The 18,054-nt window shown below is 72.7% G+C and carries 15 protein-coding genes and 2 pseudogenes; 9 read left to right on the forward strand and 8 right to left on the reverse strand.

Going from position 1 to position 18,054, the window contains the following annotated elements; all coding sequences use genetic code 11:
- Positions 1-116: 116 nt before the first annotated feature.
- Together LCH29_RS01915 and LCH29_RS01920 are read right to left on the reverse strand one after the other, a co-directional pair.
- A complete protein-coding gene (locus LCH29_RS01915) occupies positions 117-1,379 on the reverse strand; it encodes an MFS transporter (protein WP_446459908.1) in 1,263 nt (420 codons plus the stop codon).
- A 125-nt stretch (positions 1,380-1,504) separates the two neighbouring features.
- A complete protein-coding gene (locus LCH29_RS01920; protein WP_179938246.1) occupies positions 1,505-2,290 on the reverse strand; it encodes a DeoR/GlpR family DNA-binding transcription regulator in 786 nt (261 codons plus the stop codon).
- 115 nt (positions 2,291-2,405) lie between these two features.
- Here LCH29_RS01920 and LCH29_RS01925 point away from each other — a divergent pair, with 115 nt between their 5' ends.
- Genes LCH29_RS01925 through LCH29_RS01945 form a run of 5 tightly spaced genes read left to right on the forward strand, consistent with a single transcriptional unit; the run spans position 2,406 to position 7,822 of the window.
- Entirely contained in the window at positions 2,406-3,074 is a 669-nt protein-coding gene (locus LCH29_RS01925) for an HAD family hydrolase (RefSeq protein ID WP_446459909.1), read from the forward strand.
- Between the two features lie 5 nt (positions 3,075-3,079).
- On the forward strand, positions 3,080-4,150 hold the full coding sequence (locus tag LCH29_RS01930; RefSeq protein WP_446459910.1) for a 2-hydroxyacid dehydrogenase: 1,071 nt from the start codon (positions 3,080-3,082) through the stop codon (positions 4,148-4,150).
- Complete coding sequence (locus tag LCH29_RS01935; RefSeq protein WP_446459911.1) at positions 4,147-5,607, forward strand: FGGY family carbohydrate kinase; 1,461 nt, start codon at positions 4,147-4,149, stop codon at positions 5,605-5,607. Before LCH29_RS01930 ends, LCH29_RS01935 begins: the two co-directional genes overlap by 4 nt.
- Positions 5,604-7,361, forward strand: coding sequence for a dihydroxyacetone kinase family protein (locus LCH29_RS01940; protein ID WP_446459912.1), 1,758 nt, complete (start codon positions 5,604-5,606; stop codon positions 7,359-7,361). Before LCH29_RS01935 ends, LCH29_RS01940 begins: the two co-directional genes overlap by 4 nt.
- A complete protein-coding gene (locus tag LCH29_RS01945) occupies positions 7,358-7,822 on the forward strand; it encodes a ribose-5-phosphate isomerase (protein ID WP_446459913.1) in 465 nt (154 codons plus the stop codon). Before LCH29_RS01940 ends, LCH29_RS01945 begins: the two co-directional genes overlap by 4 nt.
- Positions 7,823-7,916: 94 nt before the next feature.
- On the opposite strand, the pseudogene LCH29_RS01950 reads toward LCH29_RS01945, so the two are convergent.
- Positions 7,917-8,115: pseudogene (locus tag LCH29_RS01950) on the reverse strand (amidase family protein); the annotation flags it as partial.
- 17 nt (positions 8,116-8,132) lie between these two features.
- Between LCH29_RS01950 and LCH29_RS01955 the strand changes: the two are divergent.
- From LCH29_RS01955 to LCH29_RS01965, 3 genes and pseudogenes are all read left to right on the forward strand, one after another.
- Positions 8,133-8,375 (forward strand): annotated as a pseudogene (locus LCH29_RS01955) (YeeE/YedE thiosulfate transporter family protein); the annotation flags it as partial.
- A gap of 92 nt (positions 8,376-8,467) precedes the next feature.
- Positions 8,468-9,418, forward strand: a complete 951-nt coding sequence (locus LCH29_RS01960; RefSeq protein ID WP_446459914.1) for an NAD-dependent epimerase/dehydratase family protein — start codon at positions 8,468-8,470, stop codon at positions 9,416-9,418.
- Positions 9,419-9,480: 62 nt separating this feature from the next.
- Positions 9,481-12,882, forward strand: coding sequence for an aminotransferase class I/II-fold pyridoxal phosphate-dependent enzyme (locus LCH29_RS01965; protein ID WP_446460274.1), 3,402 nt, complete (start codon positions 9,481-9,483; stop codon positions 12,880-12,882).
- A 10-nt stretch (positions 12,883-12,892) separates the two neighbouring features.
- Here LCH29_RS01965 and LCH29_RS01970 read toward each other — a convergent pair whose 3' ends face one another.
- The 5 genes from LCH29_RS01970 to LCH29_RS01990 form a co-directional block, all read right to left on the reverse strand.
- Positions 12,893-13,471: a toxin gene (locus LCH29_RS01970; RefSeq protein WP_446459915.1), complete on the reverse strand. Its 579-nt coding sequence runs from the start codon at positions 13,469-13,471 to the stop codon at positions 12,893-12,895.
- Entirely contained in the window at positions 13,468-13,938 is a 471-nt protein-coding gene (locus LCH29_RS01975) for a helix-turn-helix domain-containing protein (protein WP_446459916.1), read from the reverse strand. The genes LCH29_RS01970 and LCH29_RS01975 overlap by 4 nt, the downstream gene beginning before the upstream one ends.
- A gap of 352 nt (positions 13,939-14,290) precedes the next feature.
- Positions 14,291-15,451 carry an MAB_1171c family putative transporter gene (locus LCH29_RS01980; RefSeq protein WP_446459917.1) on the reverse strand — a complete coding sequence of 387 codons (1,161 nt, stop codon included), beginning with the start codon at positions 15,449-15,451 and terminating at the stop codon, positions 14,291-14,293.
- A gap of 54 nt (positions 15,452-15,505) precedes the next feature.
- Positions 15,506-16,243: a TetR/AcrR family transcriptional regulator gene (locus LCH29_RS01985; RefSeq protein WP_446459918.1), complete on the reverse strand. Its 738-nt coding sequence runs from the start codon at positions 16,241-16,243 to the stop codon at positions 15,506-15,508.
- Positions 16,244-16,387: 144 nt separating this feature from the next.
- Entirely contained in the window at positions 16,388-17,326 is a 939-nt protein-coding gene (locus LCH29_RS01990; protein ID WP_446459919.1) for a GlxA family transcriptional regulator, read from the reverse strand.
- A gap of 211 nt (positions 17,327-17,537) precedes the next feature.
- On the opposite strand from LCH29_RS01990, the gene LCH29_RS01995 reads away from it, so the two are divergent.
- Positions 17,538-18,050, forward strand: coding sequence for a DJ-1/PfpI family protein (locus LCH29_RS01995; RefSeq protein ID WP_446459920.1), 513 nt, complete (start codon positions 17,538-17,540; stop codon positions 18,048-18,050).
- Positions 18,051-18,054: the final 4 nt, after the last annotated feature.

Raw genomic sequence — 18,054 nt, forward strand, 5'->3', positions numbered from 1 at the left:
TCTCCTCGTTCGCTCGCTTCCACCCTGAGGGAGGGGCGAAGGGGAGCACCAGGTTCCGGCCATGGACGACCGGCCGGACCGGGCGGAGAGCTACGACGGCGTGCTACGACGGCGTGCTACGACGGCGTCGCGGCCGCGTCCGTCCGGGCCGCGGCGGGCACCACCGGCTCGTCGCCCCGCTCCTCCGGCAGCTTCAGCAGCAGCGTCAGCACGAAGGCCACCAGGTACAGGGCGAGGAAGACGAGCGTGACCCCGCCCGCGCCGACGAGGGGGAAGAACAGGCTGGCGAGCGCCGGGCCGACGAAGGCCGCGCCGCCCGCGCCCAGGTTGAGCAGGGCCATCGAACCGCCCTTGTTCTCCGGGGCCATCGACGGGATGAGCGCCGAGATGGGCACGAATCCCGCGAGGGTCGCCCCGTAGAACATGCCCGCGAGCACCGCGACCCAGAAGTAGTCCGGGCCGAGCCACACCGGTACGAAGTACAGCGTCGTGACGCTGATCGCGCAGCCCAGGGCGCCGAAACCGGCGATGGTCGTGCGCCAGCCGATGCGGTCGGAGAGCACACCGAAGATGAGGTTGAAGAAGATGTTCGTGCCGTAGATGATCGCCAGCAGCTGGAGCCACTTGTCCTCGCCGAACCCGATGTCGTCGGAGAAGATCCGCGGCAGGTACACCAGCATGCCGAACTCGGGGGCCGTGTTGATGACCCGGACCAGGCAGCCCACCAGGACGCGCGGATGGGTCCAGATGATGGAGACCGAGTTGAGCAGGCTCTGCCCGGTGGTGACCTCCGGCGGCGCCATCCGGTCGCCGCCGGGCCTCCGCCGCGCGCCGACCAGGGCGATGGCGCCGCCGAGGAGGATGAGCCCGAGCGCGGACCACAGTGTGCCGAGGCGGCCGAACCAGGGGATGGTCAGGCTCGACCACAGTGAGCCGAGGGTGGGCAGGCCGCCCGTGAAGGCGAAGTAGAACCAGCCGACCGCGGTGCCCAGCCGGGCCTTCGGCGCCGTGTTGGTGATCCATACGAGGAAGCCGAACGCGAAGAGCGGGTAGCCGAAGCCCCGGATGCCGTAGAACACCAGCATCAGCGGGTAGTTCTCGGTGCCCAGCGCGAAGAGCAGATACGCCGCGTCGAAGACGGCCCAGATGACCAGGCCGATCCACATCACCCGGCGCGGCCCCCACACCTGGCAGAGCGCACCGGAGAACCAGGACGCCAGCATGACGGCGATGCCGTACACCGTGATGACGTACCCGGCCCGTACGTCCGTCGCGGCGCCGTGGTCGGCCATGTACGGGGCGATGAAGCCGGATTCGACACCATCGCCGATCATGAACAACAGCACGCCCACATAGCCCAGGATCAAGGCTTTCGGCATCGCTACCTCCACTCTGAGGTGTGTCTGAGGTGTCTCTGAGGTGTGACGGAGTACGACCGCAGATACTCAAGCGCGCCGAGAGAAATATCAAGAGCCTTGGTAAGAATAACGAGTGGCGATGTTAATTACCCCGCCTCGATCACCCGCACATCGGTCAGCTCCCGCATCTCCCGCAGCAGCTCCTCGTCCACCGGCCCGGTCAGCAGCACATGGTCGAAGGAGTCCACGCTCTCCAGTCGGTGCAGCGCCCGGCGGCCCACCTTGCTGTGGTCCATGAGCAGCACGCTCGTCGCGCCCGCCTGCCGGGCCGCCCGCTTGATGCTGACGATCTCCTGCTCCTGGTGGAACGTCATGCCCGCGGTCATCCCGGAGGTGGACAGCACGGTGAGGTCGACGGACACGCCGCTGATCATGTCGATGGCCGGCAGCCCGATCCACGAGTCATGGGTGCGCGAGTACTCGCCGCCCACGCAGATCAGCCGGATGCCCTCGGCGCCCCTCAGCTCCTCCGTGATCAGACGGTAGTTGGTCACCACGGTCAGCGGCCCCACCTCGGGCAACAGCCGCGCCAGGGCCAGTGCCGTGGTCGAGTCGTCCAGCATCACCGACATCCCCGGGGCCACGAACGACAGCGCGGCACGGGCCAGCGCCTGCTTCTCGTCGGTGTGCGCGTGCAGCCGGAAGTCCGAACTGGACTCGAAGACCATCGAGGGCTGCGCGGAGACACCGCCGTGGTACTTGCGCAGAATGCCGCGGTCCGCCAGCTCGGCGATGTCCCGGTGGACCGTCATCAGGCTGACGCCGGTCAGCTCGGCGAGCTCGGCCACGGTGGCGTCCCCCCGGGCCAGGACGTGGTCGACGATCAGTTGGTGTCGCTGTTGGCGCGCACCGCGCGAAGACGGGAGAGTCATGGGTCCATCCTGCCGTGCCAATTTCTCACATGTAACCAGTGACAAGTCACACGGAGACTGTTAATTTCGCTGGGACGCAACGACGCAATCATCAGCCAGGGGATCAGGGGTACGCATGGCCGACGCAGTGGTCTTCGACATGGACGGCGTCCTGGTGGAGAGCGAGCATCTGTGGGAGGAGCTGTGGACCGCGTACGCCGCGGGACACGGCCGTTCCTGGGGCCCGGACCAGACCCGTGACGTGCAGGGGATGAGCGCCCCCGAGTGGGCGGCCTACCTCACCCGGTTCTGCGGGGCGGGCGAGCCCGCGGAAACCACCGAACGGACCGTCGTCGACGGCATGGTCCAGGCGCTGGCCGACGGGCGCATCGAGCTGCTGCCCGGGGCCCGCGAGATGATCACCGCCACAGCCGAGCGCGGGCCCGTCGCGCTCGCCTCGTCCGCGCCGCGCCGGGTCATCGACGCCGTCCTCGTCCACCACGGCGTCGACCACCACTTCAAGGCGACCGTCTCCAGCGCCGAGGTGCCGCGCGGAAAGCCGAGCCCGGACGTCTACCTCGCCGCCGCGAGCGCACTCGGCGTGGCCCCGGAGCGCTGTCTCGCGGTCGAGGACTCCAGCAACGGACTGCGCGCCGCCGCGGCCGCCGGGATGACCGTCGTGGCCATCCCCAATCCGCAGTACCCACCCGCCGATGACGCCCTCGCGGCCGCCGCCTTCCGCTCCCCGGACCATGGCGCCGTACGCGACTTCCTGCTCGGCAAGCTCGACGCGCGAGGGGAGTGACCGGCATGACCACGGTCCTGGTGGCAGGCGACGACTTCATCGCCCCCGACCTCTTCTCCGCCGCCCTCGGCGAGGCCCTGCCCTCCGCCGGGCTGACCTTCCGCACGCTGCGCACCCGCTGGCCGAACGAACCCTTCGGCCCGGTCGGCGCCGACGCCCACGGAAGCGGCGGCGTCAAGGAGGCCAGCGGCACCGAGGACCAGGTGCTGGAGGCGCTCGGTGACGCGAGCGTCGCCCTCACCCAGATGGCCCCCTTCACCGCCCGCGTCATCCGCGAGGCGCCCGGGCTGAAGTTCATCGGCGTGGCCCGCGGCGGCCCCGTCAACGTGGACGTGGCCGCCGCCACCGCCGCCGGGATCCCCGTCACGTTCACCCCCGGGCGCAACGCCGCCGCGGCCGCCGAATTCGCCGTCGGCCTGATCCTCGCCGCCCTGCGCCGCATCACCTTCGCCGACGCCGCCCTCAAGGACGGCGTGTGGCGCGGCGACTACTACGCCTACGAGAACGCCGGCCTGGAACTCGACGGCGCCACCGTCGGCCTCGTCGGCTACGGGGCCATCGGCGCGATCGTCGCCCGCGTGCTGCGCGCCTTCGGCGCCCACGTCCTCGTGTCCGACCCGTACGCGGACAAGGCCCGGGCACAGGCCGACGGCGTCGAACTGACCACCCTGGACGACCTGTTGCGGCGCAGCTCGGTGGTGAGCCTGCACGCCCGGGTCACCCCCGAGACGCGGCATCTGCTCAACGCCGACAACCTCGCCCTGCTGCCCGAGGGCGCCGTCCTCGTCAACTCGGCCCGCGGCGATCTGCTCGACTACGCCCCGCTGCCCGGCCTGCTGGAGTCCGGCCGCCTCGGCGCACTCGCCCTCGATGTCTACGACGTCGAACCGCCCCCGGCCGACTGGCCGCTGCACCGCGCGCCCAACGTCATCACCACACCGCATCTGGCGGGCGCCACCCGGCAGACCGCCGACCGGGCCGCCATGATCACCGCCGCCGAGGCCGCCCGTTTCCTGCGCGGCGACCCGCTGCGGCACGTCGCCAACCCGGAGGTGCTGACCGGAGGCCGATCATGATCGTCGGAGTCGACATCGGTACGTCGGTCACCAAGGCCCAGCTGATCTCCCGCGACGGCCGCACCACCCCCGCCCACGAGGCCCGCAGCACCGTCTACACCCTGCCCGGACAGCGCGTCGAGCAGGACCTGGACAACGTCGTGGGCACCGTGGAGACCGTCGTACGGGCGGCCCTCGCCGACGCCGCCGAGATGGGCGGCGAACTCGTCGAGGCCCTCGCCCTCACCGGGCAGGGCGACGGCCTGTGGCTGCGCGACGCCACCGGCGCCCCCGTCGGCCGCGCGCTGTCCTGGATGGACGGCCGGGCCGCGGACCGGCTCGACCGGTGGACCGCCGACGGCACCCTGCGCGCCCTGCACGAGCGCACCGGCGTCGGCCTGTTCCCCGGCTCCGCCGCGCCCCTGCTGGCCCATCTCGCCGAACACGAGCCGGAGCGGCTGGAGGCGGCCCACGTCGCCGGGTACTGCGTGGACGCCGTCGTCCAGCGGCTGACCGGCGCCGTGACCGTCGACGCCTCCGACGCCTCGCAGCCGTTCCTCGACGTCGCCACCCGTACGTACGACGAGACCGCCCTCGACCTGTGCGGACTGTCCGACCACCGACGGCTGCTGCCGGACCCGGCCCCGCCCGGCACCCTGCACCGGCTGCTGCCCGACGCCGCCCGGCGGCTCGGCCTGCCCGCCGGACTGCCGGTCTCCGCCGGCCCGTTCGACATCCCCGCCTGCGCCTTCGGCTCGGGGGTCGCCGAACCCGGCGAGGGCAACCTCATCATCGGCACCACCCTCGCCGCCCAGATCCTCGACAGCGAGCCGCGCCCGGCCGCCGCCGACGAACCGGCCGGAATGGTCCTGGCCACCCCGTACGAGGGCCGGTTCCTGCGCGTCATGCCCGCCATGATCGGCACCGCGGGCCTGGACTGGCTGCTGAAGCTGCTCGACGTGAAGATCGAGGCGCTGGACGCGCTGCTCGTCCAGTCCCCGCCCGGCGCCTCCGGCGTCACCGCATTGCCGTTCCTGTCCGCCAGCGGCGAGCGCGCCCCCTTCGTCGACGCGCGGGCCCGCGGCCGCTTCGACGGACTCTCCCCGCTGGCCGGGCGCGCCGACCTGGTGCGGGCCCTGTGCGAGGCCGTTGCGTACTCGGCCCGGCACTGCATGGACACCCTCGGCGTCTGCGGCTCCATCACCGCGTGCGGCGGCGGCGCGCGCTCCGGGGAATGGGCGCGCATCTTCGCCGGAGTCCTCGGCCGCGACCTGGACGTCTGCGACGACGCCGTGGGCATCCGCGGCGCCGCCCAGACCGCCTGGCACTCCCTGGGCACGCCCGTCGATGCCGCCGCCTGGCGCGCCCCGCGCCGCACCGTGCCCGCTGAAGCCGGGCTGATCGACCACTACGCCGAGGGCTACGCGGACTACCGCCTCGCCCTCGATGCCGCACGCGACGGCTGGAGCACACGATGACCAGGCTCTTCAACGACCCCGCCCGGTTCACCGACGACATGATCACCGGGTTCGCCGCCGCCCACCCCGAGCACGTGCGGGCCGTGCCCGGCGGGGTGGTGCGCGCCCGCCCCACCCCCGCGGGGAAGGTGGCGGTCCTCACCGGCGGCGGCTCCGGCCACTACCCCGCCTTCTGCGGCGTCGTCGGCCCCGGATTCGCCGACGGCTCCGTCATCGGCGACGTGTTCACCTCCCCGTCGGCCGCCCGCGCCCGCTCGGTCGCCGAGGCGGCGGAGGCGGGCGGCGGAGTCCTCTTCCTCTTCGGCAACTACGCCGGTGACGTGATGAACTTCGGCCTCGCGGCACGGCAGCTCACGGGCGACGGCATACCCGCCCGCTGCTTCGCCGTCACCGACGACATCGCCTCGGCGCCCGCCGACCAGACGGCGCGGCGCCGGGGCATCGCGGGCGGCTTCGTCGTCTTCAAGACCGCGTCGGCGGCGGCCGAGGAGGGCGCCCCGCTGGAGGACGTCATCCGCGTCGCCGAGCACACCAACGCCCGTACCCGCACCCTCGGCGTGGCCTTCGACGGCTGCACCCTTCCGGGCGGCGAGGCACCCCTGTTCACCGTCCCCGAGGGACGTCTCGGGCTCGGCCTCGGCATCCACGGCGAACCGGGCGTGAGCGAGGATGCCCTGGGCACGGCGGAGGAGCTGGCCCGCGCCCTGGTGACCGGGCTGCTGGCCGACCGGCCCGCCGACGCGGGCGACGGCGGGCGCGTCGCCGTCGTCCTCAATGGTCTCGGCGCCACCAAGTACGAGGAGCTGTACGTGCTGTGGGGCGCCGTGGCCCGGCTGCTGGACGACGCCGGGCTCACCCCCGTACGCCCCGAGGTCGGCGAACTCGTCACCAGCCTCGACATGGCGGGCTGCTCCCTGACCCTGACCTGGCTGGACGACGAGCTGGACCGGCTGTGGCGCGCCCCCGCCGACACCCCGGCCTTCCGCCGCGGCGCCCTGCCCGAACCCCCGGCGGAGACCGCAGCCGACGACCCCGCCGTACGGCCCGCCGCGGCCCCGCGCCGCCGGGACCGGTCCGCCGCCACCGCGTCCGGCGCGGCCGTCGAGGTCGCGGAGGTGGCCGTCCACGCCCTGCGCGCCGCCCGCGACGTGCTGCACCGGGACGCGGAGGCGCTGGGGCGGCTGGACGCGGTCGCGGGCGACGGCGACCACGGACGCGGCATGTGCAAGGGCGTCGACGCGGCACTCGCCGCCGCCGAGAAGGCGCACGCCGAACGGCTCGCCCCCGCAGCGCTGCTCACCGCCGCGGGCGACGCCTGGGCGGCCGAGGCCGGGGGCACCTCGGGCGCCCTGTGGGGCGCGGCGCTGCGCGCCCTCGGCGCCGTCCTCCCTGCGGACCGGGTGCCCGGACGCGAGGAGCTGGCGTCCGCCGCCACGGAGGCGCTCACCGCCGTCACCTCGCTCGGCGGGGCCGAGGTGGGCGACAAGACCCTGGTCGACGCCCTCGCCCCGTTCGCCACCGCCTTCGCCGGACAACTGCGCGCCGGGGCCCCGGTGGCCGAGGCGTACGCGGCCGCCGCGGCCGAAGCCCGTACGGCCGCCGAACACACCGCCACCCTGCGCCCCCGCCTCGGCCGCGCCCGCCCGCTCGCCGACCGCAGCGTGGGCACCCCCGACCCCGGAGCCACCTCACTCGCCGCGGTGCTGACCGCGGTCGCCACCCCTCCCACGACGACAGGAAGCGATGCCGTATGACCACCGCGACTCCGTTCCGGATCGTCGTCGGCTGTGACGACGCCGGATACGGCTACAAGGAAGCCCTCAAGCAGGACCTGCTGGACGACCCCCGGGTCGCCGAGGTCATCGACGTCGGCGTGGGCAGCGACGAGCACACCGCCTACCCGCACGTCGCGGTCGAGGCGGCCCGCCGCGTCGCCGACGGCACCGCCGACCGCGCCCTCCTGGTGTGCGGCACCGGCCTCGGCGTGGCCATCAGCGCCAACAAGGTCCCCGGCATCCGCGCGGTCACCGCCCACGACAGCTACTCCGTGCGCCGCTCCGTCCTCAGCAACAACGCCCAAGTGCTCTGCTTCGGCCAGCGCGTCATAGGGCTCGAACTCGCCCGCGCGCTCACCGACGACTGGCTCGCCCAGCGCTTCGACGAAACCTCCCCCTCGGCGGAGAAGGTCGCCGCCATCCGCGCCTACGAGACCTGACACCCCCTGAGGCGTGACCGAGGGCAGGTAGCGCGGTGCCCGCCAGGCGTGGAGCCGCCGCTCCACCGCGGCCCCCAGCGTGAGGAGCGCGCCGTCCTCTCGCCACCTGCGCCAGCGACGCGGCGAGCGCGGCGCCCGATCCGGAGGAGGAGCCGCACGGATTCCGGTCCGATACATAGGGCTGGTTGGTCTGCCCGCCCACCGCCGACCACCCGACGTCGGCTTCTCCGCACGGAAGTTCGCCGGACGTCGCCGCGCCGGTGCCGGGCATCGCTGGCTGCGGCCTGGCGCAGGGCGGTCCGATCGGTGCGCAACACCGCGCGGCGTGCCCTGGCGGACGGGCGTCGCGGCGGTGCTCGGCGGGGTGCTGATGGGCATCGGCGCCCGGCTGGCGGGCGGCTGCAACATCGGCGCGTACCTCGCGGGCATCGCCTCCGGCAGCCTGCACGGCTGGCTCTGGGGTGCCTTCGCTCTCCTCGGCACCTGGGCCGGGCTCACGCTGCGGCCGCTCTTCGGGCTCGGGAATCCGAAGCCCGGCGACGGCGTCTGCTGAGGTACCGAGCGGTGCCGAGGGGTGCCGAGGGTGTCAGCACGCTTCTGACTCTCCAGTACAAGAGCACCGCACGCACGCGCTAATGTGCGCGCGTGAGCTTACAAGTCGTCATGGGATACGGGCCCGCCGGGGCGGCAACTGCCCGGCTGCTGGCCGAACAGGGGCATACCGTACGGGTCGTCACCAGGTCGGGCCGCGGCGCGGAACCCGGCATCGAGCACGTCGCGCTGGACGCGACCAACAGCAAGGAACTGATCGCGGCGGCGCGGGGAGCCGCCGCGATCCACAGTTGTGCCGCACCGCCCTACCACCGCTGGCCGAGCGAATGGCCCCCGCTGATCTCGTCGGCCTGCGCGGCCGCCGAGGCGACCGGGGCCGTGCTGGTCATGCTGGGCAACCTCTACGGCTACGGACCGGTGGACGGCCCCCTGACCGAGAAGCTGCCGCTCGCGGCGACCGGCCCCAAGGGGCGGGTGCGCGCGGCGGGGTGGGAGCGGGCGCGGAACCTGCACGAGCAGGGCCGTATCAAGGCGGTCGAGGTGCGGGCGTCGGACTTCTTCGGGCCCGGCGTGACCGACGGCGGACACCTGGCCGGGCGGGTCATGCCGCGCCTGCTGCGCGGCAAGCCGGTCTCCACGATCGGGGACCCGGACGCCCCGCACAGCTGGACCTACCTCCCCGATGTGGCCAGGGCCCTGGTCGAGGTGGCGGGCGAGGAGCGGGCGTGGGGACGGGCCTGGCACGTTCCGACCGGGCCCGCGCTGTCCACCCGGGAGATGGTCGACCGCCTGGCCGCCGAGGCGGGAACGGGACCGGTCGCGGTGCGTGGGCTGCCGCCGGCCGTGCTGGGCGCCGCGTCGGTCTTCTCCCCGCTGATCCGTGCGCTGCGGGAGATCCGCTATCAGTTCGACCGGCCGTTCGTGGTCGATGCGAGCGCGTACGAAGCCGAGTTCGCGGTGCGCGCCACCCCCGTCGACGAGCAGATCAAGGCGACGGTGGACTGGTGGCGCGAGCGCCTGGACGGTACGGGGGGACGCGGGTGACAGCGACAGACTCCCCCGTGGGGTTAGCCGGGGCACGCCGCGATGACATCGCGATCGTGGGGATGGCCTGCCGGTTTCCCGGGGCGCGGAACGTCAACCAGTACTGGCGGCTCCTCACCGCCCCGAAGGCGCAGTTCGCCACCGTCCCGGACTCGCGGTGGCGCAGCGCCGCCTTCCTGAGCGACAACATCCGCGACTCGTCCGCCGCCTATACGGACACCATGGCCCTGCTGCCGGACGTCGGCCACTTCGACGCCGTGCACTACGGCATCCCGCCGCGGCGGGCCAAATCCATGGATCCGCAGGCCCGGCTGCTGATCGACCTCGCCCGAGAGGCACTCCAGGACGCGGGATGGGAGGCCGAGGGCTTCGACCGCGAGGAGACCTCGGTGATCACGGCGCTCACCGAGAGCGGCTACCGCGAGATCAGCACCATGCACCTGCGGATGCGTCAGCTGACCGGCGGCGAGTTCGGGGCGCGGGCGACCGATCCGCAGTGGCCGGAGACGGTCCGCGCGGTCAGTGGGCTCCAGGGCACCTCGGTGGCCGGGCTGCTGCTCAACATGGGGCCGAACACGGTCAGTTCCATCTTCGATCTGCACGGCGAGAGCTACGCGCTGGACGCGGCGTGCTCCGGCGGACTCATGGCCGTGGCCAACGCGGTGTTCGCGCTGCGCGCGGGACGGTGCCGCATCGCCCTCGCCGGTGGCGCCCAACTCCTCCTCACCCCCGACCTGTTGGTCGGGCTGTGCCGGATCGGCGCCATCTCGCGCAGCGGCAGATGCCTGCCGTTCGGCGCGGAGGCCGACGGCTTCGTCCTGGGGGAGGGCGCCGGGGTCCTGGTGCTGCGGCCCCTGGCCGACGCGCTGGCCGCGGGCGACCGGGTCTACGCGGTGGTCCGCGGCGTCGGAACGGCCAACGACGGGACCGTGAAGGGCGGAATGCACCCACAGGCGGCCGGGCAGCTCCGGGCGCTGCGCCGGGCCTACCGCGACGCGGACCTGCCCCCGGACGCGGTGGGCTATCTCGAAGCGCACGGCACCGGGACCACGGTCGGCGATCCGGTCGAGATCGGGGTGCTGGGCGAACTGCGCGGGGAGCGGGGCGCCCCCGCCTTCCTCGGCGCGGTGAAGGCGGTCGTCGGGCACGCGCTCAACGCCGCTGGCATCGCCGGGCTCATCAAGTCCGTCCTCGCCGTGCAGCGGGGCGTGATACCGCCGCAGCCCGCGTTCGACCTGGCCGACCGCTCCGGGCTCGACGCCGCCCGGCTGACCATCCCGACCGCGCCCACCCCCTGGCCGGAGTCCGGGCAGCCGCGCCGGGCGGGGGTGAGCGCCTTCGGCTTCGGCGGCACCGGTGTCCACCTGGTGGTGGAGGAGTGCACCACGGCACCGGCCCGCCCGGCACCCGACGAGGGGCCGCAGCTGCTGGTGCTCAGCGCCCGCGACCGGGAAGGGCTGGCCCGTTACGCCCGCGAACTGGCGCACACCATCGCCGGGGACGGGCCGCCGCTGGACGAGGTGGCCGACACCCTGGCCCGCCGGACCCCGTTCGCGGAACGCCTCGCCCTGGTGGCGGAGGACGCCGCCGACGCCGCCACCCGGCTGACCGCGGCGGCCGACGCCGTGGCCGCGGGCCGCACCGGCACCATCGGGCCGGGGCAGGTGGTCGGCACCGTGCCACCCGGTGAGCTGCCGCAGCCCGCGGTGCCCCGGCCCGGGCCGGCATCCGGGTCGCCGTCCGGTGAGCCACGCACGGCCGCCGCGCTGGCCCGGCTCGCGGAGCGCGCGGTCACCGGCGCGGGGCTTCGCCCCGAGGGGCAGCGCATCCCTCCGTGCACCCTGCCGCCGAGTCCGCTCGCCCCGCGCCACCACTGGGTGGTGGACGAGACGGCCCGCGACCGCGCGGACACCTCCCTCGCGGACCTGGGGGAGGAGCGGCCCGCCGCCACCGCGTCCGCCGCGTCCATCGTGCTCGAAGAGCTGTCGCGGACCGGCGTCTACCCGCTGTCCGATCTGCACGAGCGGATGGCGCTGGTGGCCGATCTCGGCTTCGACTCCCTGATGTTGCAGGAGCTGGAAACCAACATCGGCAAGCGAATACCCGGCTTCCGCACCGATGAGATCTTCTCGCCCGAACTCACCGTCGCGCAGCTCATCGCGCTGACCGGTCCCCACCTCACGGAGGATCCCGCGCCCGGTGCGCCCCAGCCCCGGGAAACACCGGTGCCCCGGGAGGCACCGGCGGAGTGGAGCACGGCGACCGCGACCGTCGACGCGTTCCCGGAGGTGCGGCAGTTCGAGGAGCGCCTGGACGAGATCAAGGGCAGCGGTGCGGATTTCCCGTACTTCCGGGTCCATCAGGGCACCATCCGCGACACGACCCGGATCGGCGACCGGGCGTATCTGTCCTTCGGCAGCTACAACTACCTGGGGCTCTCCGGCCATCCGGCGGTCAACGAGGCCGTGCACCGGGCGGTGGACCGCTATGGGACCTCGGTCTCCGCGAGCCGGCCGCTCTCCGGCGAACGGGAGCTGACCGTCACGCTGGAACGGGCGCTCGCCGACTTCCTCGGCGTCGGGGACTGCCTGGCGCTGGTGAGCGGCCATGCCACCAATGTCACCGCGATAGGACACCTCATCGGGCCGGGCGACCTGGTGCTCCACGACGCTCTCGCCCACGACAGCATCCTTCAGGGCTGCGCCTTGTCCGGGGCGGCCAGACGCCCGTTCGCCCACAACGACACCGACCGGCTGGAACACCTGCTGCGGGTCAACCGCTCCAGGTTCCGACGGGTCCTGATCGCCGTGGAGGGCGCGTACAGCATGGACGGCGACCTCGTCGACCTGCCCGCCGTGATCGAGCTGAAGCGGCGCTACGGTGCCCTGCTGATGGTCGACGAGGCGCACAGCATCGGCACCGTGGGCGACGGCGGCCGCGGCGTCGGCGAGTTCTTCGGCGTCGACCGCTCCGGCGTGGATCTGTGGATGGGCACCCTCTCCAAGGCCTTCGCCAGCTGCGGCGGCTACCTCGGCGGCTCGGCCCGGATGGTGCGGTGGCTGCGGCACACGCTGCCCGGCTTCGTCTACAGCGTCGGCCTGACCCCGGCCAACGCGGCCGCGGCGCTGGCGGCCACCGAGCTGATCGTCGCGGAACCGCACCGGGTGGGCGCCCTGCGGCGGAACGCGGAGCTGTTCCTCGGCCTCGCCACCGCGGCCGGTCTGCCGACGGGCTCCAGCGCCGACACCCCGATCGTGCCGTGTGTCATCGGTGACTCGGCGAGGACGCTGCGGGTCGCGGACCGGTTGTACGAACGGGGCGTCATCGCCGACCCGATCTTCCACCCCGCGGTGGAGGAGGGGCTGGCCCGGCTGCGGTTCTTCGTCACCAGCGAACACCGGGAGGACGACATCCGCCGGGCCGTGGCGATCCTGGCCGAGGAGGTGGCGTCCGCCGGTGGCTGAGTGACTCATGTCAGATCAGCGTGCGTTCTATCCGGCTGAGCGTGGCGTCCCGTCCTGACGCGGCGCCGTCGGCGGCTTCCTCGGCGGGCGGCGTGCCGTGCGCTTCCGCGCCGCCGCCCAGCCGCTGGGAGAGCAGATAGGCGATGATCTCCGCTTCCTGTTCCTGGACGTCGTCATAGGTGGCGCGCAGGAGCATGTCACGCACGATGTCGGGGTCGAGGTTGGGGAAGAGGAGGCGGGCGCTCGCCTCATCCAGCCAACCCGCCCCGCGATGGCAGCAGATGATGTGGCCCAGCTCGTGCAAGATGATGTGCTCCTGATGCGCGCTGGTCGTGTTGGCGTCGAAGAAGATGAGGTCCTCGTCGCGTGCGGCGACCCACATGCCACACGGGTGCGACGTGGGGATCGGCATCGGGACCAGCGTGATCGGACGTTCGCGGATCTCGCCGAGGTAGCGGCAGAGTTCGGCCACATCGGCCACCTCCGGCAGATCGAGGTCGGCGATCCGCTGCGCACCGGCCTTCCGGAGCCTCTTGAGCCGGCTGCGGCGGTCCTGGTCGGCCGACCGCCCGGACCTGAGGCCCCTCACCCGGGGTCCGTGGTGTCGGCGCCCCCGGAGTCGGAGTCCGAGGCATCGGTGACGGGCGGAAGGCCCTGCATCTGCCGGTACTGATCCATGATGGTCGTGATGGCCTGGAGGTTCTCCTTCTTCATCCCGGCCGCCCGCATCGCCACGGCCCGGACGCCCGCCTGGCGCAGCGCCTCGATGGCGGCGACCTCGCTGAGCACCGACTCGGCGACCTTGTCGTCGAAGAAGTAGGCCACCGAGACGCCGAAGAAACGCGCCAGGGCGGCCAGGAGGTCAGGTGAGGGATTGGAGCGCTTCCCCGTCCGCAACTGCGACAGATACACACCCCCGACCTTCAGCTCGGGGTTGGCCCGCTTCAGCTCCTCCGCCACTTCGGCGTTGGTCCAGTGCTTGCCCTTGGGACGAACCGTCTTGAAGAGGTTGTCCAGGCGCACCGCCAGCATGGGCCGGTCGTCGGTCTCGGACATGCGATCTCCTCCCCTCACCTCCTCGGATCTTTGCCCTCGGCTAATCGTCAGTTTCGCAGATTAGCGGTCAGTTGACAATCTGCGCCGACTCCGCCAACGTTGGACCTCGCCGATAGCTGTCAGCTAACTCCGCTTGCGGGGGTAGTCGAGTTGATGGACGGTCTGTCGGCCTGGCCCACACGGGGGAGGGCCAGGTCCGGCCGGGCGGGGACACCCGCCCGGCCGGACGAGGAAAAACGGGGGAACCACGGGGGAAAGTACGGGGGAATCACGGGGGAAACGGGGGAGCACAACGGGGGAACGGGGGAAATCCCGCCCGGTCTGGCTACGGGGGCAGTCCGGGCGGGAGCTCTCACCTCGCGCTGTCGAGCTTGCGGTAGGCGGACGCCACCTTGGTGAGCCAGGCGACCTCGGCGGTGAAGTTGTCCGTGTCGCGGTCGTGGAAGTCGCCCGCGTCCTCGGTGTCATCGGGGAGGGTGCCGGTGCGCTTCGCGTGCAGGGCCTGCCGGATCTGCGCCGCTTCGGCGAACGCCTGCCGGAACTCCTCGCTCGCACCGGTATCCGCGGCGCCGCCGTCGGCGGTGCGGTCGATGTAGGGGCGCAAGTCCCGCCAGCCGTCCCGGATTTCGATGACCCGCCGGTGGAGGCGGTAGTTGAGGTCCGAGGCATCGGAGACCGCGGCACCGGGCGGGTCCAGCACGATGTCCGGGGAGGACTCGTACAGATCCCGCCAGAGCGGGTACAGGGCCCGGTACGAGCGGTAACTGTGCGCCCAGTTGAGCAACTTGGCGGCCGAGTCGCCCCACGAGGAGATGGTCAGGCTGACCGAGAGGATGGCGATGCCCGCCGCGCTGAACAGGGACGCGAGGACCGTCCAGGCGCCGATGTCGATCCCGGCCGCGGCGGTGAGGATGTTGACCGTCCTGGCCGTGCAGTAGAGGAAGAGCACCACCGCGGCGACGGACAGCAGCCGCAGCGCCTGCCGTAGCGACGCCTTGTCGGTCATCCGGGCGTAGGGCCGGCACTGCCGGAAGATGGTCACGCACGGCACCGCCTGGGAGGTGATGAAGACCAGGAGGTAGGTGAGGATCAGCGGCTGGCCGCTGCCGGTGTTGAAGTCCGACGCCGGACGGCCCGGGCCGTCGGCGATGAAGAACAGGGCGATCAGCAGCGCGGTGACGGCGATGCCGGTGACCAGCCAGTAGCGGGTCTTCCGTATCGCCTCCTCATCGGCGGTCGACCAGTGCAACAGGATGATCTGCGCGGTCACGCAGACGGCGACCGCCGACAGGTGCATCAGCAGGATGGCGAGGTTGCCGACGCCGAGGAAGCGGTCGCCCCCCATGGCGACGACACCCATCGTGAAGGTGACGCACTGGAGCAGCAGTGTGATGACCAGTGCCCGGTAGGCGTTGTCCCGCCAGCTGCGCCTGACCTGGCACAGCCGGTAGATGAGCGCGGCATACGACGAGAGTGCCGCGATGGCGAAGCAGAGGGTCTTGGTGGTGGTCACGGCCCGATTCCCTGCCAGTGCCGCGCACGCGGCGAACGGTGTCGGTGAGGTATGTCAGCCAGCGGTCTCAGCGGTGCCGTCCAGGGGGACGACGAGGCCGATCCCCTCGGCCGCCACGGCGACGGCGTAGTCGAAGAACGCGGCCTCGTCCCGGACGCTGTCGTGGGTGCGGCTGAAGACCTGGAACACCAGGAGCCCGATCAGACTGCTCCACAGCACGATGCCGCGCTCGATGACATCCGAGAACGGACCCTCGGGCGCGCCGCCGAACAGCGCCACGGCCTCCGGCAGAAGCAGCGGGGGCCCGGGCACCGCCCGCCGGGGCGGGGTGAGTTCACCGGCCTCCAGCGCCGTACGCACGATCCCGGCCAGCACCGCGGGGGTGCGCGAGGCGGGCGGGACCGTGTCCTGCGGGGCGTGGTAGCCCGGAACGGGCGAGCCGTAGATCAGCGTGAACTCGGCCGGGTTGGCGAACGACCACTGCCGCAGCGCGCGGGTGACGGCGAGGAGCCGCGCCCCCGCCGACCCTCCGGCCTCCGCGGCGGCGTGATCGGCCTGTTCCATGGCGGCGCCGGAGGCGTTGTAGGCGTCGATGACCAGGGCGGTCAGCAGGTCGTCCCGATGCGGGAAGACGGCCTCCACCTCGGTGACGGCAAGCCCGCCGCCGCGGGCGACGGCCTCCGGTGACAGTCCTCCGGCTCCCTGTTTCACCAGGAGTTGGCGTGCGGCGGCCTTGATCGCCGTCTGCGGCCCGGAGTTCTCGTCGGCGGTGCTCGTTCCGGAAACATCCATGGCCAAACGGTACCTGTCGGCCGCAACGGTCATAAGCGCAGTTGCCCGAGCTGCACGGCCTTGTGCTGTGATCCCCGCCACACTGTCCGCGGGCCGGCAAGGCCGCGGCGGGCGGGCGGAGTTGGGCCGGGCGCGGTGCCGGTGTCAGCTGAAGGTGCGGCGGTAGGTGTGCGGGCTGACGCCGGTGGTGCGCTTGAAGCGGTCACGGAAGGCGGTGGGGGAGCCGAACCCGACCTGGGCGCCGATGCGTTCGACGGAGTGGGGCGTGGTCTCCAGCAGGTGCTGGGCCTGGCGGATCCGGGCGCGGTGCAGCCACTGGAGCGGGGTGGTGCCGGTCTGCTCGCGGAAGCGGCGTATCAGGGTGCGGGTGCTGGTCCCGGCGTGGGCGGCGATGTCGGCGAGCGTGAGATCGCGGCCCAGGTTGTCCTGGAGCCAGGTCAGCAGGGGTTCGAGGACGGAGCCCTGCGGGGTGGGCGCGTAGTCGTGGACGATGAACTGCGCCTGCCCGCCTTCGCGTTCGAGCGGCATGACGGACAGCCGGGCCGCGTGGGCGGCGACGGCCGAGCCGTAGTCGCGGCGGATCATGTGCAGGCACAGGTCCAGGCCCGCGGCGGCGCCCGCGGAGGTGAGGACCTGGCCGTTGTCGACGTACAGGACGTCCGGGTCCACCTCGATGTCCGGGTAGGCGGTGGCCAGCAGACCGGCCGCGATCCAGTGGGTGGTGGCCCGCAGCCCGTCGAGCAGCCCGGCGGCGGCCAGGATGAAGGTGCCCGAACAGATGGAGGCGATCCGCGTGCCGTTCGCGGCCGCCGCCCGCAGGGCGTCGCGGACCTCCGGCGCGAGCGGGGCTGCGGGGTCGGCGGTGCCGGGCACGATGATCGTGTCCGCCCCTTCGAGACCGTCGAGGCCCCGGGGCGCGCGCAGGGCGAAGGTGCCGGTGTCGATCTCCCGGCGCTCGGCGCACACCCGGATCTGGTAGCCGGGGCGCCCGTCCGGCAGACGGGTGCGGGTGAAGACCTCGATCGGCGTGGACAGGTCGAACGGGATCACCTGGTCCAGGGCGAGAACGGCGATGGTGTGCATGGCCGGAAGATACCCCCTCGCGGGACGGCCCGGAGCGGCCCGGAGCACACGGTTTTCGACGTCACCGCACGTCAGGGGCGCTCCCCTCGGTGTTGGCACTATCCCGTTGAAAGGTGGCACTCATGCCACTGGGAGGGGAGGCGACAGCCGATTACGTTCGGTGGCGTTCCCGGCACGGACCGGACCTCCCGCCTCGGAAAGAGAGCCCTCCATGCACGTCCAGGTAGTCCTGCTCGACGGTTTCGACCCGCTCGATGTCATCGCCCCCTACGAGGTGCTGTACGCCGGTGGCGTCGCCTCGGCGGGCGCGGTGAGCGTGGCACTGGTCTCCGCCGAGGGGCCGCGCGAAGTGCCCAGCGGTGCCGGGAGCCTGACCCTGCGGGCCACGGGCGCCCTCGACCCCGAGCGGGCCCCGGTCGCCACGGTGTGCGGCGGGTCGGTCATCCTGGCCATGGCCGGTCAGCTGGCAGGGCGCCAGGCCACCACCCACCACCAGGGTCTGGACGCGCTCGACGCCAGTGGCGCCCACGCGGTGCGCGCCCGCGTCGTCGACGACGGCGACCTCGTCACGGGTGCCGGTGTCACCTCCGGTCTCGACCTGGGCCTGTATCTGCTGGAGCGCGCGAGGGGCCCGCGGATCGCCCACGCCGTGGAAGAGCTGTTCGCCCATGAGCGCACGGGCGTCGTGTGGCGCGCCCAGGGCCTGGCGCCCGTCGGCTTCTGACCCC

Source organism: Streptomyces sp. BRA346, assembly GCF_052851135.1.